20 protein-coding genes are annotated in these 22,576 nt (G+C 74.4%); 8 read left to right on the forward strand and 12 right to left on the reverse strand.

What is annotated here, in order from left to right; genetic code table 11:
- Positions 1 to 28: 28 nt before the first annotated feature.
- Complete coding sequence (locus ACWEJ6_RS39145) at positions 29 to 580, reverse strand: hypothetical protein (protein ID WP_452430450.1); 552 nt, start codon at positions 578 to 580, stop codon at positions 29 to 31.
- A gap of 260 nt (positions 581 to 840) precedes the next feature.
- Between ACWEJ6_RS39145 and ACWEJ6_RS39150 the strand changes: the two genes are divergently transcribed.
- Complete coding sequence (locus tag ACWEJ6_RS39150; protein WP_452430452.1) at positions 841 to 1,716, forward strand: diacylglycerol/lipid kinase family protein; 876 nt, start codon at positions 841 to 843, stop codon at positions 1,714 to 1,716.
- A gap of 4 nt (positions 1,717 to 1,720) precedes the next feature.
- Here ACWEJ6_RS39150 and atpB read toward each other — a convergent pair whose 3' ends face one another.
- The 5 genes from atpB to ACWEJ6_RS39175 form a co-directional block, all read right to left on the reverse strand.
- Entirely contained in the window at positions 1,721 to 2,497 is a 777-nt protein-coding gene (gene atpB / locus ACWEJ6_RS39155; RefSeq protein WP_364420372.1) for a F0F1 ATP synthase subunit A, read from the reverse strand.
- A 135-nt stretch (positions 2,498 to 2,632) separates the two neighbouring features.
- Entirely contained in the window at positions 2,633 to 3,226 is a 594-nt protein-coding gene (locus ACWEJ6_RS39160; RefSeq protein WP_358297601.1) for a response regulator transcription factor, read from the reverse strand.
- Positions 3,223 to 4,719 carry a histidine kinase gene (locus ACWEJ6_RS39165; protein ID WP_452430455.1) on the reverse strand — a complete coding sequence of 499 codons (1,497 nt, stop codon included), beginning with the start codon at positions 4,717 to 4,719 and terminating at the stop codon, positions 3,223 to 3,225. The genes ACWEJ6_RS39160 and ACWEJ6_RS39165 overlap by 4 nt, the downstream gene beginning before the upstream one ends.
- Before the next feature lie 140 nt (positions 4,720 to 4,859).
- The gene (locus ACWEJ6_RS39170; protein WP_452430457.1) at positions 4,860 to 6,296 is read right to left on the reverse strand and encodes an MFS transporter; all 1,437 of its coding nucleotides are present in this window, start codon (positions 6,294 to 6,296) and stop codon (positions 4,860 to 4,862) included.
- Complete coding sequence (locus ACWEJ6_RS39175) at positions 6,289 to 6,882, reverse strand: winged helix-turn-helix domain-containing protein (protein WP_352365705.1); 594 nt, start codon at positions 6,880 to 6,882, stop codon at positions 6,289 to 6,291. Before ACWEJ6_RS39175 ends, ACWEJ6_RS39170 begins: the two co-directional genes overlap by 8 nt.
- A 136-nt stretch (positions 6,883 to 7,018) precedes the next feature.
- Here ACWEJ6_RS39175 and ACWEJ6_RS39180 point away from each other — a divergent pair, with 136 nt between their 5' ends.
- The 6 genes from ACWEJ6_RS39180 to ACWEJ6_RS39205 all read left to right on the forward strand — a co-directional run bounded on the left by ACWEJ6_RS39180 (position 7,019) and on the right by ACWEJ6_RS39205 (position 12,184).
- The gene (locus tag ACWEJ6_RS39180) at positions 7,019 to 7,441 is read left to right on the forward strand and encodes a nuclear transport factor 2 family protein (protein WP_452430460.1); all 423 of its coding nucleotides are present in this window, start codon (positions 7,019 to 7,021) and stop codon (positions 7,439 to 7,441) included.
- A gap of 178 nt (positions 7,442 to 7,619) precedes the next feature.
- A complete protein-coding gene (locus ACWEJ6_RS39185; protein WP_452430462.1) occupies positions 7,620 to 8,135 on the forward strand; it encodes a (2Fe-2S)-binding protein in 516 nt (171 codons plus the stop codon).
- Positions 8,132 to 9,139 carry an FAD binding domain-containing protein gene (locus ACWEJ6_RS39190; protein WP_452430465.1) on the forward strand — a complete coding sequence of 336 codons (1,008 nt, stop codon included), beginning with the start codon at positions 8,132 to 8,134 and terminating at the stop codon, positions 9,137 to 9,139. The genes ACWEJ6_RS39185 and ACWEJ6_RS39190 overlap by 4 nt, the downstream gene beginning before the upstream one ends.
- 122 nt (positions 9,140 to 9,261) lie before the next feature.
- Positions 9,262 to 10,233, forward strand: coding sequence for a prolyl aminopeptidase (pip, locus tag ACWEJ6_RS39195; RefSeq protein ID WP_452430496.1), 972 nt, complete (start codon positions 9,262 to 9,264; stop codon positions 10,231 to 10,233).
- A 107-nt stretch (positions 10,234 to 10,340) separates the two neighbouring features.
- Positions 10,341 to 11,012, forward strand: a complete 672-nt coding sequence (locus tag ACWEJ6_RS39200) for a LuxR C-terminal-related transcriptional regulator (RefSeq protein WP_452430467.1) — start codon at positions 10,341 to 10,343, stop codon at positions 11,010 to 11,012.
- Complete coding sequence (locus ACWEJ6_RS39205) at positions 11,009 to 12,184, forward strand: sensor histidine kinase (protein WP_452430469.1); 1,176 nt, start codon at positions 11,009 to 11,011, stop codon at positions 12,182 to 12,184. Before ACWEJ6_RS39200 ends, ACWEJ6_RS39205 begins: the two co-directional genes overlap by 4 nt.
- A 157-nt stretch (positions 12,185 to 12,341) precedes the next feature.
- Here the strand turns inward: ACWEJ6_RS39205 and ACWEJ6_RS39210 are convergent, their stop codons facing one another.
- From ACWEJ6_RS39210 to ACWEJ6_RS39235, 6 genes are all read right to left on the reverse strand, one after another.
- Complete coding sequence (locus ACWEJ6_RS39210; protein ID WP_452430471.1) at positions 12,342 to 13,151, reverse strand: cytochrome P450; 810 nt, start codon at positions 13,149 to 13,151, stop codon at positions 12,342 to 12,344.
- Positions 13,152 to 13,939: 788 nt separating this feature from the next.
- Positions 13,940 to 15,508, reverse strand: coding sequence for a serine/threonine-protein kinase (locus tag ACWEJ6_RS39215; protein ID WP_452430473.1), 1,569 nt, complete (start codon positions 15,506 to 15,508; stop codon positions 13,940 to 13,942).
- A 70-nt stretch (positions 15,509 to 15,578) separates the two neighbouring features.
- On the reverse strand, positions 15,579 to 18,368 hold the full coding sequence (locus tag ACWEJ6_RS39220; RefSeq protein WP_452430475.1) for an FAD-binding and (Fe-S)-binding domain-containing protein: 2,790 nt from the start codon (positions 18,366 to 18,368) through the stop codon (positions 15,579 to 15,581).
- Between the two features lie 20 nt (positions 18,369 to 18,388).
- The gene (locus tag ACWEJ6_RS39225; protein ID WP_452430478.1) at positions 18,389 to 19,402 is read right to left on the reverse strand and encodes a zinc-dependent alcohol dehydrogenase; all 1,014 of its coding nucleotides are present in this window, start codon (positions 19,400 to 19,402) and stop codon (positions 18,389 to 18,391) included.
- Positions 19,402 to 20,250, reverse strand: a complete 849-nt coding sequence (locus ACWEJ6_RS39230) for a fumarylacetoacetate hydrolase family protein (RefSeq protein WP_358011110.1) — start codon at positions 20,248 to 20,250, stop codon at positions 19,402 to 19,404. The genes ACWEJ6_RS39225 and ACWEJ6_RS39230 overlap by 1 nt, the downstream gene beginning before the upstream one ends.
- A 25-nt stretch (positions 20,251 to 20,275) precedes the next feature.
- Positions 20,276 to 21,040, reverse strand: a complete 765-nt coding sequence (locus ACWEJ6_RS39235; RefSeq protein WP_397157804.1) for an IclR family transcriptional regulator — start codon at positions 21,038 to 21,040, stop codon at positions 20,276 to 20,278.
- A 123-nt stretch (positions 21,041 to 21,163) separates the two neighbouring features.
- Here ACWEJ6_RS39235 and ACWEJ6_RS39240 point away from each other — a divergent pair, with 123 nt between their 5' ends.
- Complete coding sequence (locus ACWEJ6_RS39240) at positions 21,164 to 22,540, forward strand: MFS transporter (protein ID WP_452430481.1); 1,377 nt, start codon at positions 21,164 to 21,166, stop codon at positions 22,538 to 22,540.
- The last annotated feature ends 36 nt before the right edge of the window (positions 22,541 to 22,576 follow it).

A 22,576-nucleotide genomic window follows, 5' to 3' on the forward strand; every position in this document is an offset into this window, starting at 1 on the left:
CCCGGCTGAGGAAGATCGGTGCCGGTCTCTATGCGGGCTCGGCACCGGCCAGCGCGCGTTTGACGTTCCGCAGGGCCTGCTCCAGCCGGTCCGGCGTGGCGCCGAGGTGCTCGGCCACCGCGCCGAACCCGGCCGAGTCCGGGTCCACGCGGCCCTTCTCCGTCAGGGCGTCCAGCTCCTTGACGGCGCGCAGGGCGCGGTCGTACCCGACGCCCAGCTCGGCCGCGAGCGCCTTGGCGAACGCCTCCTGGGAGATGCCGTGGTCCTTGTTGTCCGGTTTGCCGGGCTTTCCTGGGTGGTCCGTCTTTTCGGGGCCGCAGCCGGGCCTGCCGTCGCGCGGCTTCCCGCCGCCGGGGTCCTTCCGCACGCCGGTCCGTACATCGGTCCGGACGCCGGCCTTCACACCGGCCTTCACGTCGGCGGTCCTCTCGCCCGCGTGGTCCTTGGCCACGTCGGCGGGCGAGCACGTCGACGAGACCTGGGCACACGGGCCGGCCGCCGCGGCCGGCACCGCCCCGGAGGCGGCCAGCGTCAGGGCCGCCGCCGTCCCGAGGGCCAGCGCGGTCTTTCGTGGGTTCATGTCGGTTGCCCTTCTGGCGGCCGGTCCCCGGTGGCCCGGCCCGCTGCGGCAACTCAACCGCGGCCACCTTCACCCCACCGTCGGGGAACCTTAGGAACGCCATAGAAGCCGTCGGGAACCTTCAGGAACGCCACGGAAAGCGCGCCGTCGCGTCCCGCGCGCCGGACCTGCGCCCCGCGAACGGGTTCGGGCGGCGGGGCATTGTGCCAGGCGCCCGGGGAAGAGACCGATCCGCCCAGCGGAAGGGAAGGCGAGGACCCGTGAGACTTCTGGTGATCTGCAACCGGCAGGCCGGCGGCGTCGGCGACGACAGCACGCGGGAGGTGCTGCGGCTGCTGCGGGCGGAGGCCGACGTGCGGGTCTGTGACGGCGACGCGCGGGAGGCCGCGCGGTCGCACGACGACCGGGTCCCGGTGGTGATGGGCGGCGACGGGAGCGTGCACGCGCTGGTCGCCGCGCTCCTGGAGCACGGCCGCCTGGACGCCGGCCCGGTCGGGCTGATCCCCATGGGCACCGGCAACGACCTGGCCCGCACGCTGGGCATCCCGCTCGACCCGGCCGAGGCGGCCCGCGTCGTGCTGGCGGGACACGAACGGCCCGTGGACCTGCTGATCGACGACGACGGCGGCATCGTGGTCAACGCCGCGCACCTCGGCGTGGGCGCGCACGCCGCCGAGCGGGCCGCGCCGCTGAAGCCGCTGCTCAGCCGGGCCGCGTACGCGGTGGGCGCGGTGCTGGCGGGCGCGGGGACGGGCGGATGGCGGCTGCGGATCAGGGTGGACGGCGCCCAGGTGTGCACCGGACGCCGCCGCGTCCTCATGGCCGGCGTCGGGAACGGCGCCACGATCGGCGGCGGCACGCCACTGACCCCGTCGGCCCGGCCCGACGACGGGCTGGCCGAGGTGGTGGTCTCCTACGCCACGGGACCGCTGGCGCGGCTGGCCTTCGCCACCGGGCTGCGCCGCGGCCGCCACCCCGCCCGCCCCGACGTGCAGACCTTCCGGGGCAGGCGGATCACCGTGGCGGGCGGGCCCGTCCCGGCCAGCGTGGACGGTGAGCTGGAGCAGGTGGCGGAGCGGCGTACCTGGATCGTGCGGCCGGCCGCCTGGCGGGTCCTGGCGCCGCCGGCGTCCTGACCGGTCAGTGCTCCGGGTGCAGGGACTGGCCGAGGTACATGGCGGTGAGCATGGTGAACAGGTACGCCTGCAGGAACATGACGAAGATCTCGAACGCGGTCAGCAGGCACGTCATGAACACGCCCAGCACGCCCACCGCCACGCCGCCCACGGTCGGCCGCTCCACCAGGAACCAGTAGCCGACCGCGCTGAAGAAGGCCAGCAGCGTGTGCCCGGCGAACATGTTCGCGAACAGCCGCACGGCATGGGTGAACGGCGCGGTGACGAAGATGTAGAACAGTTCGAGCGGCGCGTACAGGGTGATCGCCAGGGCCTTGGGCAGGCCCTCGGGGAACATCGCGTTCCTGAGGTAGCCGGCCAGGCCCTGGTGCCTGAAGCCGAGGTAGAGCTTGAGCAGGTAGACCACCCCGGCCAGCACCCAGGGGAAGGCGACGTGGGCGGTGACCGGGAACTGGAGCAGCGGGATCACGCCCATCACGTTCCAGAGCAGGATCAGCAGGAAGAGCGTGAGCAGCAGCGGCATCCAGCGGTCGGCGTCGGCGCCCAGCGACGGGCGGGCGATCTGGTCGCGGACGAACAGGTAGGCGTACTCGCCCGCGTTCTGCAGGCCGCGCGGCACCAGCCTGGGCCGGGAGAAGGCGCCCCAGGCCAGCGCGCACACCACGAGCACGCCGGCGGCGGCCAGCAGCACCGGCTTGGTGAGCCAGAGCGGCGCGCCGTCCCACAGGGCGGGGTAGTCGAACAACTCCGGTCCGGGCGGGCGGAAGTCGTCGGAGGGCATGGCGAAGCTCCTCTTGAGAGGTTGCGGGGTTACGGGCTTGCGGGGTTACGGGTAACCGGCTCGCGGGGTTCCCGGGTTGCGCGCTTGCGGGCTTGCAGGGTTGCGGGCTTGCAGGGTTACGGGGTGGCCGGGGGGTCAGAGCCAGCCGCGGGACTCGGCGACGCGGGCGGCCTCGGCGCGGTTGCGCGCCCCGGTCTTGGTGATCGCCGAGGACAGGTAGTTGCGTACGGTGCCCTCGGTCAGGAACAGGGTGCGGGCGATGTCGGCGACGGTCGCGCCGCCGGAGGCGGTCCGCAGCACCTCGGCCTCGCGCTGGGTGAGCGGGCTCGGCCCGACGGTCAGGGCGGACACCGCCAGCTTGGGGTCGATCACCGTCTCGCCGGCCATCACCCGCCGCACGGCCGCGGTCAGCTCGGCCACCGGCGCGTCCTTCACCACGAACCCGGACACGCCGGCGTCGAGGGCGCGGCTGAGGTAGCCGGGGCGGCCGAACGTGGTGACGATGACCACCCGGTGGCCGCGCAGGCGTTCGGCGACCTCCAGGCCGGACATGCCGGGCATCTCGATGTCGAGCAGGACCACGTCGGGGCGGTGCTCGGCCACCGCGGGCTCGACCAGGTCACCCCGGCCGACCTCGGCCACCACCTCGATGCCGTCCTCCAGGGCGAGCAGCGCGGCCAGTCCGCCGCGGACGAGGTCCTGGTCGTCGGCGATGAGGACGCGGATCACGGCACCTCCAAGGGCACTCGGGCGTGCAGCCGGTAGCCACCGCCGGGCAGCGGCCCGGCCTCCAGACGTCCGCCGGCGGCAGCGATCCGCTCAGCCAACCCAGTCAGCCCATTACCCCCAACACCCCCGCCCCCCTGAACCACCGCTCCCCCAGCCCCGACCCCGCCGGCCGCGCCCCCTTCAGCCCTGCCCCCTTCAGCCCTGCCCCCTTCAGCACCGGAGAGGCCCCCCTCAGCCCCGGATCCGCCTCCGTCGGCTCCGATGCGGGCGGCACCGCCCCTGCCGACAAAGCCTCCGTCCCCCGTGAACCCGGCCCCTTCGGCCCTGGAACCGAGTCCTTCGGCGCGGGACCCGCCCTCTGCGGCTCCGGGGCTGGCGGCACCGCCTCGGTCGGCCACGCCTCTGAAGGCCGCAGGCCCGGCCTCCTCGGCTCTGGTCCCGAGCCCTTCGGGTCCGAGGTTGGGGGTGTCGTCGCTGTGGGCCGGGTATCCGGCGGATTCGGGGCCGGGGCCGTCGTCGCGGATCTCGACGGTGGCGGTGTGGTCGTCGACGGCGAGGTCGATGTGGCAGTGGCGGGCTCGGCTGTGGCGCACGACGTTCGTGGCGGCCTCCCGTACGGTCCAGGCCAGCAGCGTCTCGGCGGCGGCCGGGACGGGCCCGGCGGCGGGCGAGACCTCCAGCCGGATCCCGGCCAGGTCCAGGCTGTGGGCCGCCGTGCGCAGCTCGCCCGACAACGAGGGGGCACGGTAGCCGGCGACGGCGTGGCGCACCTCGTCGAGCGCCTGGCGGGCGGCGCGTTCCACGTCGGCCATCTCGCGGGCGGCCCGTTCGGGGTCGGTACGGGCCAGCCGGGCGGCCAGCTGGCTCCTGATGGTGATCGAGGTGAGCGTGTGGCCGAGCGTGTCGTGCAGGTCGCGGGCGAAGCGCAGGCGTTCGTTGTCCACGGCGAGCCGGGCGACGTGGGCGCGGGCGGCGTCGAGCCGGGCGACCATCTCGCCCAGATGCTTCAGGCTCGCCACCGTCACCGCCTCGACCAGAATCACCAGCGGTACCCACCAGACCTGCTCGAACGGCCGCCCGTACGCCGTCAGCGCGGCCACCACCACGACCATCGTCACCGCCGCCGACACGGCGAAGGCGACCCGCGAAAGGCAGGCCGACAGGGCGCTGACCACGAACACGAACCCGACGTACGCCCACGGCGCCCGCAGCACCGGCAGCAGCGCCAGCGCGGCGGCCACCAGCCCCACCGGCGCCCAGGTCAGCGTCGCCGCGCCCAGGGCGCTGAGCGCCCGCCACATGATGCGCAGCCAGCACGCCACGAAGATCGCGACCGCCGCGACCACCCACACCACGGCGAGCACGCCGGGACGCGAGGAGAAGAACGACCACAGCGGCCACACCACCAGCAGCAGCCACCCGCACGACCCGGCGCGCGCCGCCGTCCGGCCCCGGCCGAACTCCACCTCCCGCACCGCCGCCTCACCCGTCACAGGGCCCGACGGTAACGCCCGGCGGCCGGCGCGGCGACCGCGGGGAGCCGCCGTCCTTGAGTTTCAGCATGGGACCAGCCTGCTGGGAGTGGCGGCGCCGGGTGTAGTGCCGACAGTCAGAGACGCCTCCATGACAAACGTCATGATTGACTCCCGCCGGAAGCGGCACGCCCGGGGTGGGGTGCGCGGTTCGTCAGCACGAGCACGCCCGCGGTGACGAGCCCCGCCGCGTGCAGACACAACGCGGGAACGATGCCGACGACCTCGCCCAGCACCCCGGCGGCCGCCATGCCGAGCAGCGAGGTGACGGCCTGGGCACTCGCGAGCAGCCCGATGAGGCCGCCCCGGCGCTCGTCGGTGGTGGCCGTCTGGGCCAGCGTCGCGAACCCGGCCATCGCCGCCGCCGCCGGGACCCCGGCCAGCGCGATCAGCACGAGGGCGGGCCACAACGCGTCGAGGGCGAGGGGGTAGGCGAACAGCGCCAGGTCGAGCAGGCCGAACGCGACCGTGCCCCAGCCGAGGAGCACCCGTGGCGCGGGGTCGCGCCGGTGCAGGGCCACGGCCAGCCCACCGGCCAGCCCGCCGACCGCCTGCACCGACAGGAACAGCCCGTACGCGTCGCCCTGGCCGCCCAGCACATCGGCCACGAAGGGGGCGGCGAGCGTGGCGAAGATCCCCTCGCCCAGCCCCGTGATCACCATGTACGCGACCAGCAACCGGATGCCGGGACTCCCCATGGCCGACCGCAGCCCGGAGGCCCACTGGGCGCGGACGGACGGCGCCCGCGCCACGACCGGCGACCTGATCGGGACACGCAGGGTCGCCTGCAGGACCGCGGAGATCCCGAAGCTGGCCACGTCGAGCAGGACGATCGCGGGCAGCCCGCCCGCCGTGACGGCGACGCCGCCCAGCATCGCCCCCAGCAGCCGGGCGAGCTGACCGCTCTGGCCGTGCAGGGCATTGGCCCGGACCAGCCCGGACGCGGGCACGAGCTGCGGGATGAGCGCCCGTTGCGCCGGGGCGAGCAGGGTGCCGAGCACGCCGGTCCACAGGGCGACCGCGTAGACGATCCAGACCTGGGCGGGGCCGCGTACCGCCAGCAGGGGCAGCAACCCGAGCCCGAGCAGCACGTCGGTGACGACCAGCAACCGGCGGCGGTCCCAGCGGTCGGCCAGCACCCCGGCCACGGACCCGAGCAGGACGTGGGGCAGCCGGGAGACCAGCAGCATGATCGCGGTGGACAGCGTGGAGCCGGTCAGGCGGTAGACGTGGAACGCCAGCCCGGTGCTGATCACCCAGTCGCCCGTCTGGGACACGACGGACGCGACCAGCAACCGCCCGAACCCCCGCCCGCCGCCGGGCGACACCCACCCGCCACCGCCCCGCGCCGGCCACCACCGCACCCCGGCCTGCCGCGCCGACCACCACCGCAGGCCGCCGTCCCGCGCCGGCCACCACCGCAGGCCGGCCTGCCGCGCCGGCCGCCGACGAGCCGCGCCCTCCCGGCCCGGCGGCTCCTCGGCCGTTCGCCCACCGGCATGGCCGGTCTCCCTCGCCGGGGAGCGTCGCTCAGTCACCGGAGGCCGTCGGAGCGAGCGGGATCACCATCTGCGTCACCAGCACGGGCCGGGCTCCTTCCGGACGGGCCGCCGCGTCGTCCACGCGGGCCATCAGCGGCCGCAGCAGATCGGCGACGGCCTCGCCGAGCGCCGTGATCTCCTGCGGGGTGACGTAGAGGTAGGTGTTGCCGATGCCGCCGACGCCCCGCCAGGGCTCCTCCTCGCCCCGCCGCGCCTCCTGCCACTCCACCAGCCGCGACAGCGCCCGCTCGGCCAGGACCTGCTCCAGCAGACTGCGGGCGGCCGACCGCTCGGACCCGGTGACGTCGTCGTCCCACACCTGGACGCTCGCGGTCACCTTCCAGGGCCGCTCCCGCTCGTCGCGCGCCTCGGCCTGCTCCACCAGGCCGTATTTGGCCAGTTGCCGCAGGTGGTAGGAGGCCAGCGCCTGGCTGATCCCGACCTCGCGCGCGGCGTCGGCGGCGGTGGTCGCCCCCGACCGCAACAGCAGCTCGTGCAGCGCCAGCCGGACCGGATGGGCGAACGCCCGCATCGCGGCCGGATCGTCGAGCACCAGCCGCCGCCCCGCAGATTCCAAAGACATGCTTGGAATGTTCCGCCACCCGCCCCGGCGATGTCAAGGATTCCTTTGGAATGCCGGCCGGGATACCGCCGGGGTACCGCCCGCGGTTACCTCCGGGGTAATCGACGGCGTTCAGGCGGGCCGCGAGACTGGGGGCATGAAGAGGGACACGCGGGACATCGTGCAGGAGTTGTTGCGGCGGATCGGCGAGGGCGATCCGGAGCGGGTGGCCGAGTTGTTCGCCGAGCCGGTCGACTGGCAGCTCAGCTGGCCCGTCGAGGGGCATCCGGCGGTGCCGTGGATCCGGCCCAGGTCCGGGCGGGCCGAGGTGGCCGAGCACTACCGTTCGCTGGCGGCGCATCACGTGCCGGAGCTGAACGGCACCACGGTGCGGCAGATCCTGGTCGACGGGCCGGACGCCGTGGTGCTGGGGCAGATCGTGCAGACCGTGCGCGCGACCGGCGTCGCCTACACCACCCCGTTCGCGCTGCACCTGACCGTCGAGGGCGGCCTGATCACGCGCAGCCACATCTACGAGGACAGCCTGACGGTCGCGGAGGCCATGACCGCCAAGGGGTGACCCCTTGGGAATGCCGGTGGGGGGCGCGGGCGACGGCGACGGTGGGATCCTCGCCCGATGATCCGCATTCGGCAATGCCCGTCACCGTTTTGCCCCTCGACCGGCGCACGGACCACGTCGTCCCGCCCAGATGCGGGTTACCGTGATCGCCACAGTCCGTACGGCCGGAGGGATTGGGATGGACGGCCGCGCCCCGCTCCCCCTGCGCGTCAACGGCCGGCCGCACGAGCCGCCGGCGGACCCGCGCGTGTCCCTGCTCGACTTCCTGCGCGAGCACCTCCGGCTGACCGGCACGAAGAAGGGCTGCGACCAGGGGGCCTGCGGCACCTGCACCGTCCTGGCCGACGGCCTGCGGGTCTACGCGTGCCTGCTGCTGGCCGTCCAGTGCGAGGGGATGGAGATCGTCACCGTCGAGGGCCTGGCGGACGACGAGGTGGGCGCGCGGGTGCAGGAGGCGTTCGTCCGGCACGACGCCCTGCAGTGCGGGTACTGCACGCCCGGCCAGGTCTGCTCGGTCGCCGGGCTGCTGGCCGAGCTGCGGGACGGCGTGCCCAGCGCCGCGACGCCCGACCTGACCGCTCCCCCGCGCGAGCTGACCGACGCCGAGCTCGGCGAGCGCATGGCGGGCAACCTGTGCCGGTGCGGGGCGTACCACCACATCGCCGCCGTCGTCCGCGAGGTCGCCGCGAGGTGAGGGAGTTCGCCTACCTGCGGGCGGCCAGTGTGGCGGAGGCCGTCGCGATGATGGCCGCGATGATGGCCGCGACGCCGCCGGGCGGCGGCCCGGCCCGCTACCTGGCCGGCGGGACGAACCTCGTCGACCTCATGCGGGAGGAGGTCGAGCGGCCGGGCCGGGTGGTGGACATCTCGCGCCTGCCGCTGTCGGCCGTCGAGGACCTGCCCGGCGGCGGGCTGCGGCTCGGCGCGCTGGCCGGCAACACCAAGGTCGCGGCCGACCCACGGGTGCGGCGCCGCTATCCGGTGCTCGCCCGCGCCATCCTGGCGGGCGCCTCGCCGCAGTTGCGCAACCGCGCGACCGTGGGCGGCAACCTGCTGCAACGTACGCGCTGCCGCTACTTCTACGACACCGCCGCCGCCTGCAACAAGCGCGTGCCCGGCGCGGGGTGCGACGCGCTGGAGGGCTTCAACCGCGCGCACGCCGTCCTGGGGGCGAGCCCGAGCTGCGTCGCCGTCCACCCCTCGGACATGTGCGTGGCCCTGGCCGCCCTCGACGCGACCGTCAACCTGACGGGGCCGCGGGGGACGCGGAGCGTGCCGTTCACCGGCTTCCACGTCCTGCCCGGCCGGACGCCGCAGGTGGAGACCGTGTTGCGGGACGGCGAACTGGTCACGAGCGTGGACCTGCCGCCCGCGCCGCCGGGGCGCGGGGCGTACGCGAAGGTCAGGGACCGGGCCGGGTTCGCGTTCGCGCTGGTGAGCACGGCCGTGCTGCTGCACGTGGAGGACGGCCGGATCGTGTTCGCGCGGGTCGCGCTCGGCGGGGTGGCGCACAAGCCGTGGCGCGCCCACGCCGCCGAGGACCTGCTGACCGGCGCCGTCCCGGACGCGTCCGCCTTCGCGCGGGCCGCCGGCGTGGCGCTGGCCGAGGCCCGGCCGCTGCGGCACAACGCCTTCAAGCCGGTGCTGGCCGCACGGCTGCTCCGCCGCACGCTCACCGAACTCGCGCGCCCGTCGTAACTCGGCCGCGCAGCGTGAATCGGCCGCACACGCAGATCGGCCGCACAGCGTGAATCGGCCGCCCTTGCGCGAATCGGCCGCGCGCCGGGCGGCCGGGGCGAGTAGGTCTGGTAGCCATGACGCTGATGACGTTCTACCCGCCCGTCGAGCCCTACGAGAGCGGCCTGCTCGACGTCGGCGACGGCCAGGAGATCTACTGGGAGACCTGCGGCGACCCCGGCGGCAAACCGGTCGTCCTCCTCCACGGCGGTCCGGGCGGTGGGCTGCTGCCCGTGCAGCGCCGGTTCTTCGACCCCGCCGCCTACCGGATCGTCCTGTTCGACCAGCGCAACTGCGGGCGCAGCCGCCCGCACGCCGCCGACCCCGGGGTGTCGCTGGAGGCCAACACCACCTGGCATCTGGTCGCGGACATGGAGCTGCTCAGGCGGCGGCTCGGGATCGACCGCTGGCAGGTGTTCGGCGGTTCGTGGGGGGCGACCCTGGCCCTGGCGTACGCGCTCCGCCACCCCAGCCGGGTGACCGAGCTGGTGCTGCGCGGCGTCTACCTGGCGAGCGCGGCCGACGAGGCGTGGGCGTTCACCGGTTCGGGGGCGGCCCGGCTGTTCCCGGCGGAGTGGGCGGCCTTCCGGGACGCGATCCCGCAGGCCGAGCGGGACGACCTGCTCGGCGCGTACCACCGCCGCCTGTTCGACCCGGACCCCGAGGTGCACCTGCCGGCGGCGCGGGCGTGGGCGGCGTGGGAGCTGGCGGCCAACACGCTGCTGCCCGCGCCTCCCCCTCCGCTGACGGACCGGGAGGTGCTGGGCTTCGCCCGGATCGAGGCGCACTACTTCACCCGGCGCTGCTTCCTGCGGGAGGGCGAGCTGCTCGACGTGGCGGCGATCCGGGACGTCCCCTGCGTCATCGTCAACGGCCGCTACGACATGAAGACGCCGCCCGACGCCGCCTGGGAGCTGCACCGCGCCTGGCCGGAGGCCGAGCTGCGGATCGTCGAGGACGCCGGCCACGGCGGCGCCGAACCCGGCACGCTGCACGAGCTCGTCAGAGCCACCGACGGCTACCGTCCGAACGCCCGTGCACCACAGGGTTCATGATCTACAATACGAACTTGTAGTGGTTTTGCAGGACTTGCTGGTCTTGCACGCTTCTGCTCACCGTTGTTGACATGTCACCTCGTTCGCAGCCTGCCGCGGAGCAAGACGTGATCCGGATCGCCGTGATCGACGACCACGAGCTGATCCGCCATGGGCTGGAGTACCTCCTGCACCGGCACGAGGACCTGCAGGTGGTGCTGCGGGGCTCGTCCGTCGGGGACCTGCGCGGCTTCGACGCCGGGTACGACGTGCTGATCCTCGACCTCTACCTGGCCGAGGACCGGCCGTGCCTGGCCGCGGTCAAGGAGTTGTCGGCCGTCACGCGGGTCCTCATCGTGTCGGCCTCCGGACGGCCCGCCGACGTGCTGGCGGCGATCCGCTGCGGAGCCAACGGGTACGTCACCAAGGACGCCCCCTCCGAGCTCATCGTCGCCGCCGTGCGCACGGTGGCCGCGGGCGGCTTCTACCTGTCGGCGGGCCTGGCCGACATCCTGCAGAGCGAGCTGGACGACAACGCCCGCCCGCCCGCCGCGGCCGACGGCTCCGAGGACGGCTCGGACGGCGGCGAGGCCCGGCCCAGGCTGTCGGCGCGGGAGGAGGAGACACTCTCCTACATCGCCCAGGGCTTCACCCATGCCCAGGTGGGCCGCCGGATGGGCGTCAGCAAGGCCACCGTCGACACCTACGTCGAGCGCATCAGGGCCAAGCTGCAGGTCGGCAACAAGGCCGAGCTCACGCGCGCGGCGCTCAACCGGCTCGAACGCCGCGACCGGCCGTGAGCCCCCCGCGCCCGCCCGGGACGGCGGTCGCCGGCATGGAGCGCAGCCGGGCCCTCACCATGGTGGTCGTCCGGGTGGGCGCGCTGGTGTTGTGCGGGTCGCTGGAGGTGCTGGGCGACGGGCGGTGGCTGACGCTCGGGCCGCTGCCGTACCTGCTGGGGGCGATGGGCGCGGTCAGCCTGCTGGTGTGCGTGGTCACGGCGGCCCGCGCCGCGCTCGCGCCGCGCGCGCTGCTCTGCGTGGACCTCGGCCTGGTGACGGCGGCGGTGCTCGCCGCCGGTCACTACGCGGGCTCGCGGGTGACCGACGGCTGGCCGGGCACGGTCCTGCCGTACGTGCTGCTCGTCGGCATCATGGCCGGCATCTCCTTCCGCACGTTCCCCGTCGTGCTGGCGTGGACGGCGGCGTTGGGCGGCGCGCTGGTCCTCGGGTACGTCCAGGCGGACCTGGCGTGGTGGGCCGGGCTGCCGCACGTCGCCGGGCTGACCACGAACGCCACGATGGCCGCGTACGTCATGCGCATCCTGTTCAGGACCGCCGGCGACCTGGACCGCGCCAGGGCCGAGGAGCTGCGCCGCTCGGCGCAGCTGTCGCAGGAGCGCGAGCGCGGCAGGACGGCCCGCGTGCTGCACGACCGCATCCTGCAGACCATGGAGGCGCTGACCCGCGACGGCTGGATCGCCGACGACTCGGTCAGGGCGCGGGTGGCGGAGGAGTCGCAGTGGCTGCGCGCCTTCCTGCGCGGCGACGACGGCGACCCGGCCGAGGACGTCGTGGCCGCCCTGGAGGAGGTCGTGCGGCAGGCGGTCGGCAGCGGGCTGCGGGTGGAGTTCAACGCGGGCCGGCTGCGTTCGGCGCCGGAACGCGAGGGCATGCCGGCCGAGGTCGTCGAGGCGCTGAGCGGCATCCTGCGCGAGGCGCTGACGAACGTGCGCAAGCACGCGGGCGTGCGGCACGCCGTGGTGCGGGCCGAATGCCGGTCCGGGACGCTGGCGCTGAGCGTGCTCGACCACGGCAGCGGCTTCGACCCGGACGCGCCGACGACCGGCCTCGGCATCGCCCGTTCCATCCGGGAGAGCGCCCGCGCGGTGGGCGGCAGCGCCGACGTCGAGACCGCTCCCGGCGAGGGGACGCTGGTGTCGGCACGCATCCCGCTGCCCTCGGCCGAATGACGTCCCGCCAACACACCACAGGTCGCATGACAGATCTGCGCGAGCCGGCCGCCCGCAGCCGCTCCGGCCCGGCCCGCGTCGGCAGTGGCATCCACCCACCCGTGGCAGCTACTCCGACCAGGTGCACGCGCCCGAGGTCCGGGCGCGGGCCCAGCGATCAGTGACGGCTCTCGGCTGGATGACGGGGAGACAAGCGCACGGGGAGTGACTGGATGGAGTTGGAGAACAGAGACGGAACGGGGACGAGGTCGCCGGCGGGCACGGCCAGCCGCATGTCGGGGTAGCGATCGAAGAGCGCGGCCAGCGCGAGCGTGACTTCCAGACGGGCCAGTGAAGCGCCTGGGCAGGCGTGGGGGCCACCTCCGAAGGCCAGATGCCTGCTGGACGGCCGGCGCCAATTGAAGTCATCGGCATCGGCGCCGTGCTGGGCACGGTCACGGCCGAGGAGGCTGTAGGGGGCCAGGATGGCGTCACCGGCGGGGATGGTGACGCCCGCGAGGGTCAGGTCGGTGCGGGGGTAACGCGCCATGAAGTTGCCGATCGGTGCGTCCCAGCGCAGGACCTCTTCCACCACGGCGGCCCACGTGTCCGCCGGATTCGCCGCGGCCTGCTCCAGGACGGCACTGAGCTGATCCGGGTGGGTCAGCAGGGCGCGGACCGCGTTGAGGAGCAGGCTGAGGGTGGTTTCGTGACCGGCGGCGATCATCAGCCACAGCGTGCCGACGAGTTCGGCGTCGGTGAGCGCGTCAGGGTCGTCGCGTTGGAGTGCGATCAGGTCGGTGGTGAGGTCGGCTCCGGGTTCGTCGTGGTGCTGCCGGACGAGCTCCGTGAGAACGGTGGTGATCCCGGCCTGTGTCTGGATGACCTCGTGCGGGGGTGTGGTGGACCGGAAGATGGATTCGACCAGGTGACGCAGGTGGAGACGGTTGCTCTCGGGCACGCCGACGAGTTCGCAGACGACGGCCATCGGGATGGGATAGCGAAGTGCCGGCGCAGGTCGACGGCGCCGGTGCCGTCGGCGTGGGCGGGCAGCGCGTCGATGACCTCGGTGATGAGGGCGGTGATGCGGGGGCGCATCTCCTGCAGGCGCCGGGCGGTGAGGGTGCGGGTGACCGGCCGGCGCAGCCGTTGGTGGGCGGCGCCGTCGGCGGTGACCATGTTGGTGACCTTGAGCATGCCGGTGAGAGGCCAGTCGTCGGGGATGGCGCCGTTGCGGACGCAGGTCCAAAGGCGCCAGTCCTTGCTGATGCCGGGGTCGGTCAGGACACTGTGCAGGAGGTCCTGGTCAGTGATGGCCCATGCGGGGATCTCTCCGGGCAGCACGACGCGTACGACCGGTCCGGCGGCACGTAACCGGGCGGCTTCACCGTGGTGGTCGGCGCCGCTTTCGTCCAAGGTGATGACGGGGACCACGTGATCGCCGGATGCGGCCGCTGCGGCGTCGTCGGGGTTGGTGGCGGGAGTGGGCTGATGGGAAGCGGGCACCGAATCCTCCAGCACGTCGGGGTGGCGTGAGCGGCTGCGACGGGGCGGCCGCCGAGGGCGGTGGCGCGCGGGCATGTGGGTCATCGGTGTGTCCCGCCTCGGTACCTCATCGGCGCCTCGTCGATGCCCAGGCGTCCGCCGTTGACGCGGCCGGCCAGGTGTGGGTCGGTGAGCATCATCCTCAACGCTGGCGCGATCCAGATCAAGGTGGTCTCGTGCCCGGCGCCGATCGTCAGGACCGACCAGCCGAAGCCGGCGGAAGGGTGCGGATCAGCCGAAGCCGTTGGGGCACAGGAAGCTCTTGATCGACGCGGGCGCGCTCGCCACCAGCGCCGGGCGGCCCTCCAGGGAGCAGAAGTTGCTGCCGATCTGGGCGTCGAGGAACCGGGAGGCGTTCCGCCGGGCGATCAGGTCGATGGCGCCGACGCTCGGGGAGGACAGCTCGGCGGCGACCCAGGAGCCGACGCAGCGCTTGCGGGCGACCACGGCGTCCTGCGGGAGGCTGCCGCCGTTCAGCGCGGCGGCCTCGCGCAGGATCGAGCCCGAGGAGGCGCACGGCAAGGTGCGGGGCCTGCTCTTGGTGGGCGTCGCCTCGGGCGTCTTCTCCGGCGTGTCGGTCTCGGTCGGGGTGTCCTCAGGGGTGGGGGTCTCCTCGGGGGTCTCGCTCTCCTCCGGGGTGTCCGTCGGGTCCGGGTCCGCGGAGGTGGCGGGCGGGTCGGTGTAGGAGGAGGTGGGCCCGTCGTCCTGGGACGGCAGCGCGTCCGGCGTGCCGGCCGCGTTCAGCGCGAACGCCGCGCCGACCGCCACGACGGCGACGACCGCGCCCACGGCGGCCGCCACCGGCCACAACCGCGCCCGCCCGCCGGACGACGGCGGCGTCAGCGATCCCTGCCCGCCGGACGAAGATGGCCCCAGCGGCCCCTGCCCGCCGGGTGGGGGCGGTGTCAGGGGCAGTGTGCCGGGTGGAGGGGGCGGGGGTGTCAGAGGGAGCGTGCCGGACGAGGGCCGCGGCAGGAGCAGCGTGCCCGAGCGGAGCGCGCCGAGCAGCTCCGCCGCCCCGGGACGCGCCGCCCTGTCCTTGGCGAGCGCCGCCCGGACCAGGTCGCGCACGCCCTCGGGCACCCCGGACAGGTCCGGATCGACGCTCATGACCCGGTAGGCGAGCACGTCGGGCGCCCCCGTGCCGAACGGCGGCCGCCCGGTCGCGGCGTAGACCATCAGCGCGCCCCAGGCGAAGACGTCGGCGGCGGCGTCGGCCTGGTCGCCCCGGTACTGCTCGGGGCTGATCCAGCCGGGCGAGCCGATGAGCGCGCCGGTGCCGGTCAGCCCGCTCTCGTCGAGGGCGCGGGCGATCCCGAAGTCCAGCACCTTCGCCCCGGACGCGGCCAGGATCACGTTGCCCGGCTTGAGGTCGCGGTGGACGATCCCGGCCCCGTGGATGTCGGTGAGCGCCTCGGCGATGTCCACCCCGAAGGCGACCAGGTCGTCCGGCGGCAGCGGGCCGTGGTCGCGTACGTGCTCGGTCAGCGTGGGGCCGGGCACGAACTCGGTGGCCAGCCACGGCGGCGAGGCGGCGGTGTCGGCGGACAGGACCGCGACCGTGCACCGCCCGCGCACCCGCGACAACATCTCGACCTCGCGTACGAACCGGTCGTGGAAGTGCGGGTCGGCGGCCAGCCCCGGATGGATGACCTTGACCGCGACCCGCCCGCCGTCGGGCGCGACCCCGGCGTAGACCACGCCCATGCCGCCCGCGCCCATGCGGCCCACGATCCGGTAGGGACCGATGGGCTCGCGTTCGTCCATCTCCAGGGGGCCGAAGCCGCCGGGGTCGCTCATCGTGCTCCCGATCGCCGGATCTTCGCAACAGCGACGATCTTATTGACACATCGGTGTAAACCGCGCCCCCTCAGGCGGTCGCCTCGTCGAGGAGCTCCAGGAGATGCCGGTAGGTCCGGCCGGTGGCGCGGGTCAGGCCCAGCTCGCAGGTGCGGTTCACCGAGGCGTGCGCGGCGCAGCCCGCCTCGGCCACCGACGCGGCCTCGGCGCGGGTGGCCGAGGCGGTCAGCTCGGGGTGCAGCAGGCCGCGGTCGCCGGCGAAGCCGCAGCACTGCCATCCGTCCGGGATCACGACCTGCTCGGCGACCGCCTCGGCGAGGCGGGTGACGGCGGCGTCCAGGCCGAGGCGGGTGGAGGAGCAGGTCGGGTGGAGCGCCAGCGACGGCAGGCGGCGCGCTTGCGGCAGGCGGGGCAGGACGTGCTCGGCGGTGAAGGCGACCGCGTCGACCACCTGGAGGCCGGGCACCAGGTGGGCGTAGCCCTCGGTGCAGGAGGCGGCGTCGCTCACCACGGGCAGCCGGCCGCCGTCGGTGGCGCGCGCGAGCACGTCCCGGACGCGCTCGCCCATGGCCTCGTGGCCGCCGGCGAAGCCCTTGGACGACCAGGGGGTGCCGCAGCACAGGCTCGCGATCTTCTCCGGGACGTGCAGCGTCAGCCCGGCGCGGGCGGCCAGGCGCTGGAAGGCGGTCATCACGCCGGGGCCGCCGTCCGCGGGGGCGAACAGCGTGTTCAGGCAGGACGGCAGGTAGACGGCGTCGGCGTCGTCCGCCGGGGACGGGCGGCGCCTGGTGCCGCCGCGCGGCAGGTCGCGGCTCCACCGGGGGACGTCGTCCGCGCCGGCCAGGGCGCGGGCGGCGCGCGAGGCGGCCTCGGGCAGCGCGGGCGGGACCGCGGCGGCGGTGTCGAGGGCCAGGTTCATCGCGCGGGTGACGCCGTCCCAGTGGCGGGCGGCGCCCGTCCAGGCGCGGCGGGCGGCGCGGCCGTGGCGTTCGGCGCGCAGGCGTTTGGTCAGGTCGCCGGTGTTGATCAGGACGGGGCAGGCGGTGGCGCACATGCCGTCCACGGCGCAGGTGTCCACGGCGTCGTAGGCGTAGGCGTCCTCCAGTTCGCGGGCCAGGGCGTGGTCGCCGGCCGCCTGGGCCGCGGCCAGCTCGCGGCGCAGCACGATGCGCTGGCGCGGGGTGGTGGTCAGGTCGCGGCTGGGGCAGACGGGCTCGCAGTAGCCGCACTCCACGCAGCGGTCGACCTCGGGCTCGACGGTCACGACGGTCTTGAGGTCGCGCAGGTGGGCCTCGGGGTCGTCGGTGAGGACGACGCCGGGGTTGAGTGTGCCGGCCGGGTCGCACAGGCGTTTGACCTCGCGCATCACCTCGTACAGCTCGTCGCCGTACTGGCGGCGCACGAACGGGGCCATGACGCGGCCGGTGCCGTGCTCGGCCTTCAGCGTGCCGCCCCTGGCCAGGACGGCCTCCACCATGTCCTCGGTGAACTCGGCGTAGCGGTCGAGGTCGGTGGCGAAGCGCTCGTTGAGCATGAAGTGCAGGTTGCCGTCCTTGGCGTGACCGAAGACGACGCTGCGCTCGTAGCGGTGCTCGGCGAACAGCCGGGTCAGGTCGTCGCACAGGTCGGCCAGCGCGGGCACGGGGACGGCGACGTCCTCCAGCAGGGCGGTCGTGCCGCTGGGGCGGGCGCCGGCGACGGTGGCGTACAGGCCCTTGCGGATGTGCCACAGCGCGGCCCGGCCGCCGGACTCCCTGCTCAGCCGGGCGGGGGCGGCCAGGCGCAGCCCGGCGAAGACGCGCTCGGCGGTCCGCTCCCGCTCGGTGAGCGGTTCGGCGTCGGACTCCTGCCATTCGACCAGCAGCGCGGCGTGCTCGGCGACGGCCATCGCGCGCAGCGTCTCGTCGGCCTTGGGGTCGGTCTGGGCGACGCGCAGGGACTCGGCGTCCAGCAGCTCGACGGCGGCGGGCCCGGCGGCGACCAGCTCCGGCACCGTGGCCATCGCCTCGCGCAGCGTCGGGAAGACGAGCAGGCCGGTGGCGGCCAGGCGGTGGGCGGGGACGGTGCGGAAGACGGCCTCGGCGACGAAGCCGAGGGTGCCCTCGCTGCCGATGACCAGGTGGGCGAGGATCTGCGCCGGGCCGTCGTGGTCGAGGAAGCTGTTCAGGCCGTAGCCCATGGTGTTCTTCAGCGAGAACTGCTCCTGGACGCGCCGCACCGACTCGGGGTTGCCGCGGACGCGGTCGCGCAGCCGTTCCAGGCCGGCCGCGAGGTCGGGTTCCAGGGCGCGCAGCCGCTCGTCGGCGTCGGGGGCGCCGGTGTCCAGGACGGTGCCGCTCGGCAGCACCAGCGTCATCGACTCCAGCGTCCGGTAGGTGTTGGCGTGCGTGCCGCAGGTCATGCCGCTGGAGTTGTTGGCGACGACGCCGCCGATCGTGCAGGCCGACTCGCTGGCCGGGTCGGGGCCGAGCTTGCGCCCGTACGGGGCCAGGCGGGCGTTGACCTGCCGCAGCACCGCGCCGGGCTGGACCCGTACCCGGGCGCCGTCGTCGAGCACCTCGATCGAGCGGAAGTGCCGGCGGGTGTCCACGAGCAGGTGCTCGCTGACGCCCTGGCCGCTGAGGCTGGTGCCGCCGGAGCGGAAGGTCAGCGGCAGGCCGGTGCGCAGCAGCGCGGCGACCTGGCCGGCGCTCTCGGCCACCAGCACGGCCTGCGGGGTCAGCAGGTAGTGGGAGGCGTCGTGGGCCATGCCGAGCCGGTCGCTCGCGCGGGCGCGGGTGATCCCCGGGACGGCCGTCTCGACCGCCGCCAGGACGGCGGCGTCCGGCGCGTTCAGCCGTCGCGGTTCACGGTGGGTCATGCTCGTGCTCTCTTCCAGGTTCATTGCCGGGGATCGATGTGGATCTTGGGCCCCGGGCCGGCGCCGGGCGGTCGCCGTCCGGCCAGCACGCCGGCCGTCTCGGCCAGCCCGACCGTGGCGGCCACCAGCGGACGGGCGTCCACCGAGCCGCCGGCGTAGGCGTCGATGGCCCCGGCCAGCCCCGCCGAGCCGCCCAGGACGCCGACCGCGGTGACGTCTTTGAGCACCAGCTCGCGGGTGTCGAGCGTGGACGGCGTGCCGGCCAGGCCGATGTAGACGACGCGGCGGCCCGGTTCGGCCAGGTCGAGGGCGAGCGCGGGCATCGCGGCGGCGTTGGTGGCGTCGATGACGGCGTGCCAGGGCAGGGCGGGCAGCGCCGGACGGGTGTGGACGTGCCGGAACCCGAGGCCCGCGGCCAGCCGCAGATCGGGCTCGGCGCGGCCCATGAGGTGCACCTCGGCCCCGCCGGCGCGCGCGAACAGCGCGGCCAGCAGGCCGATCGTGCCCGTGCCCAGAACCAGCAACCGCTCCCCCGCCTCCAGCCCCGCCGCGCGGACGGCGCGTAAGGCGTTGCCACCGGGCTCGACCAGCGCGCCCGAGGTAGCGTCCACCGTATCGGGCAGCCGGTGGAGCGCCGCGACCGGGACGGCGAGCCGCTCGGCCAGCGCGCCCGCGACGCCCCGGCTGATGCCGAGCTCGGCCAGGTCGGGGCACACGTGGTGGCGGCCCTGACGGCAGCGGTCGCAGCGCCCGCAGCCGAGCATGGTGTCGCCGACGACCCGCCGCCCCAGCCACGACGGGTCCACGCCCGCGCCCAGCTCCGCGACGCGCCCGCACCACTCGTGGCCGGGGCGCAGCGGGTAGCGGGAGCGGCCGGTGCGCAGGTAGCTCATCCCGCCGCTGAACAGCTCCATGTCGGTGCCGCACACGCCGGCGCGCTCGACGTCCACGACCACCTGGCCGGGCCCCGCCGAGGGGGGCTCGACCTCCTGGACCTCGGCCGCGCCCGGCCCGGTCAGGACGAGCGCCCGCACTACCGGGGCTCCACGACCCGCTGGCGCTGGCTGCCGAGCCCGTCGATGCCGAGCTCCATGACGTCGCCCGGCCGCAGCCAGATCTGCGGGTCGTGGCCCATGCCGACGCCGGGCGGGGTGCCGGTGTTGATCAGGTCGCCGGGCTCCAGCACCATGAACTGGCTCAGGTGGTGCACGATGACGTACGGGTCGAAGATCATCGTCTTGGTGCTGCCGGTCTGGCGGCGCACGCCGTTGACGTCCAGCCACATGCCCAGGTTCCGGACGTCGGCCAGCTCGTCGGGGGTGACCAGCCAGGGGCCGGCCGGGTTGAACGTCTCGGCCGACTTGCCCTTGCTCCACTGGCCGCCGCGTTCCATCTGGAAGGCCCGCTCGCTGACGTCGTTGACCACGCAGTAGCCGGCGATCGCGGCCGCGGCCTCCTCGGGCGAGTCCAGGTAGGAGGTGCGGCGGCCGATCACGATGCCGAGCTCCACCTCCCAGTCGGTCTTGGTGGCACCGCGCGGGATGCGCACGTCGTCGTCCGGGCCGACCAGGGTGTTGGGCGACTTGGTGAACAGGATCGGCTCGGCGGGCACGGCCTGGCCGGTCTCGGCGGCGTGGTCGCGGTAGTTCAGGCCGATGCACAGGATCTGGTGCGGGCGGGCGATCGGCGCGCCGACGCGCTCGCCGGCGAACGCCTGCCGCGGGCCGGCGGCGACCCGCTCGGCGAGCAGGGCGGGGCCGCCCGCGGCGAAGAAGCGCTCGTCGAAGTCGGGGGTGAGGTCGGAGACGTCGACGTAGTGGTCGTCGTCCACGCGGACGACCGGCTTCTCGGCGCCGGGCGCACCGATGCGCATGAGGTACAAGGGGGTCTCTCCGGTTCTGTACGGGTCAGGGAAGGTGGCGCCCGGCGACGACGGCGCGGATGGCCGGCACGTCCTCGACGAGCACGCTCAAGGGGGTGCGGTAGGCCAGGCCGCTGATGCTGACCGCGCCGCTCGGCACGGTGGGCGAGGTCAGGTACGCCGGGACCGCCACGCAGTTGACGCCCGGCTCGTTCTCCTGGTCGTCGGCCGCGTAACCCTGCGCGCGGACGCGTACCAGCTCGGCGTGCAGCTCCTCGGCGGTGCCGACCGAGCGTTCGGTGGGCCGCTCCAGCCGCCGGTCGCCCACCCAGGCGCGCACGGCGGCCTCGTCCCGCAGCGTCCCGGCCAGCAGCATCTTGCCGACGGCGGTGCAGTGGGCCGGGTTGCGCCCGCCGACGACCGAGGTCAGCCGGACCGCGCCGGACGGCGGGTCGAGCTTGGACCGGTAGACCACGGACGTGCCCTCCAGCACCGCGTAGTGCACGGTCTCGCCGTAGCGGTCGCACAGCGCCTGGAGGATCGGGGTGACCCGGACGTGGTCGGGCCGGGCCTCGTGGTGGGCGAAGGCCATGCGCAGGAACTCGTCGCCGAGCACGTACCGGCCGTGGCCGTTCTGGACGGCGAGCCCGGCGCGGCGCAGCGCGGCCAGGGCGCGGTGGGCGGTCGGCTTCGGGCTGGACACGGCGCGGGCCATCTCCTCCAGGCCGATGCCGTCGGGGTGCCGGGCGAGCTCGGCCAGCACGGCCAGCACGCGGTCGGCCCCCACCAGCTTGGCGTCACCGTCGGACATGTTCCGAAGGTTAGACCACCGTTCCGGAAAACGGAAGTTTGCCCCGATCTCGCCCGTCGTTGACGCAACCAATCGGTTGCCATAATGTGGCAACCGATTGGTTGCTATTATTCGGAGGCCGCAATGAGTGTTCCTGTCGCGACCGTCGAGGCCGCCCCGCCGCGCCTCGACGGCAGACAGCGGTTGATCGCGTTCGTCCTGCTCGGCGCCGGTTTCATGCTGGCGGTCGACTTCTCGATCCTGAACGTCGCCCTTCCCCAGACCGGCGCGGGCGTCGGGCTGAACCCGGCCCAGTGGCCCTGGATCACCTCGGCGTACGCGTTGCCGGCGGCCGGGTTCACCCTGGTGTTCGGCCGGACGGCCGACCTGTTCGGCCGGCGGAGGCTGTTCCTCGCCGGCATGGTCGTGCTGGCCGGGGCCTCCCTGCTCGGCGGCTTCGCCGACGGGCCCGCGACGCTCCTGACCGCCCGGGTGCTGCAGGGCCTGGCCACGGCGATGACGGTCCCCGCCGCGTTGTCGCTGCTCACCACCACCTTCAAGGAGGGCCCGCTGCGCGCCCGCGTCCTCGGGCTGAACGGCGCCCTGCTGTCCGGCGGCTTCACCGTCGGCGCGCTGCTCGGCGGCGCCCTGGTCAGCCTGCTGAGCTGGCGGGCGGCGTTCCTGTTCAACGTGCCGGTCGCGGTGGCGATCGTGGTGCTGACGCCGTTCCTGATCCGGGAGAGCGTGCTGCCGGAGCGGGTGCGGCTCGACCTGCCCGGCGCGGTCACCGTGACCGGCGGCCTGCTGGCGGTGATCTACGCGGCCGTCGAGACGAACCTCCTGGCGGCCGTCGCGGGCGTGCTGCTGCTGGGCGCGTTCTGGCTGATCGAGCTGCGCGCGCCCGCGCCGCTGGCGCCGGTGCGCATTCTGCGGCGGCCCACGGTGAAGTGGGGGAACTTCGCCGGGTTCGTCATCTTCACGACGGAGCCGGCCATGATCTTCCTGGTGACGGTGTACCTCCAGCGGGTGCTGGGCCTGTCGCCCCTGGTCACCGGCCTGGTGTTCGGCGTCCCCGGGCTGGCCTCGGTGGTCGCCGGGGTGATCGCCGGGCGGTTCGTCGGACGCCACGGCAGCCGCCGCGTCCTGGTCGCCGGCATGACGGTCCAGGCGCTGGCGACGCTTCCCGCCGTCTTCCTCGGGACCGGCTGGACGGTGCTCGCGATCCTGGTCCCCGCGCTGTTCGTCGGGTTCTTCGGGCACGTCACCGCGATCGTCGCCTACACCGTCACCGGCACCTCGGGCCTGCCGGACGAGGAGCAGGGGCTGGCGACCGGGCTGACGTCGATGACGCAGCAGGTGGCCGTCACCGTCGGCATCCCGCTGCTCGGCGCGGTCGCCGCCACGCGCGCCGGGGAAATGGCCGGCATCCGCCTGGCCCTGCTGGTGGACGTCGCGGTGACGCTCGCCGCCGTCGTCCTCGTCTCCTACGGCCTGCGCCGGCACGCACGCCCGGAGCGGTGACCGTCCACCTGTCGCCGCGAGGTGTGGCAACCTTTT

Source organism: Nonomuraea sp. NPDC004702 (assembly GCF_053601695.1).

Coding starts and splice junctions, on each gene's coding strand:
- ACWEJ6_RS39220 (WP_452430475.1), bottom strand. CDS start 18,368: ATGACCCACCGTGAACCGCGACGGCTGAACGCGCCGGACGCCGCCGTC.
- ACWEJ6_RS39210 (WP_452430471.1), bottom strand. CDS start 13,151: ATGGCCGTCGTCTGCGAACTCGTCGGCGTGCCCGAGAGCAACCGTCTC.
- ACWEJ6_RS39175 (WP_352365705.1), bottom strand. CDS start 6,882: ATGTCTTTGGAATCTGCGGGGCGGCGGCTGGTGCTCGACGATCCGGCC.
- ACWEJ6_RS39145 (WP_452430450.1), bottom strand. CDS start 580: ATGAACCCACGAAAGACCGCGCTGGCCCTCGGGACGGCGGCGGCCCTG.
- atpB (WP_364420372.1), bottom strand. CDS start 2,497: ATGCCCTCCGACGACTTCCGCCCGCCCGGACCGGAGTTGTTCGACTAC.
- ACWEJ6_RS39185 (WP_452430462.1), top strand. CDS start 7,620: ATGGACGGCCGCGCCCCGCTCCCCCTGCGCGTCAACGGCCGGCCGCAC.
- ACWEJ6_RS39235 (WP_397157804.1), bottom strand. CDS start 21,040: ATGTCCGACGGTGACGCCAAGCTGGTGGGGGCCGACCGCGTGCTGGCC.
- ACWEJ6_RS39240 (WP_452430481.1), top strand. CDS start 21,164: ATGAGTGTTCCTGTCGCGACCGTCGAGGCCGCCCCGCCGCGCCTCGAC.
- ACWEJ6_RS39215 (WP_452430473.1), bottom strand. CDS start 15,508: ATGAGCGACCCCGGCGGCTTCGGCCCCCTGGAGATGGACGAACGCGAG.
- ACWEJ6_RS39180 (WP_452430460.1), top strand. CDS start 7,019: ATGAAGAGGGACACGCGGGACATCGTGCAGGAGTTGTTGCGGCGGATC.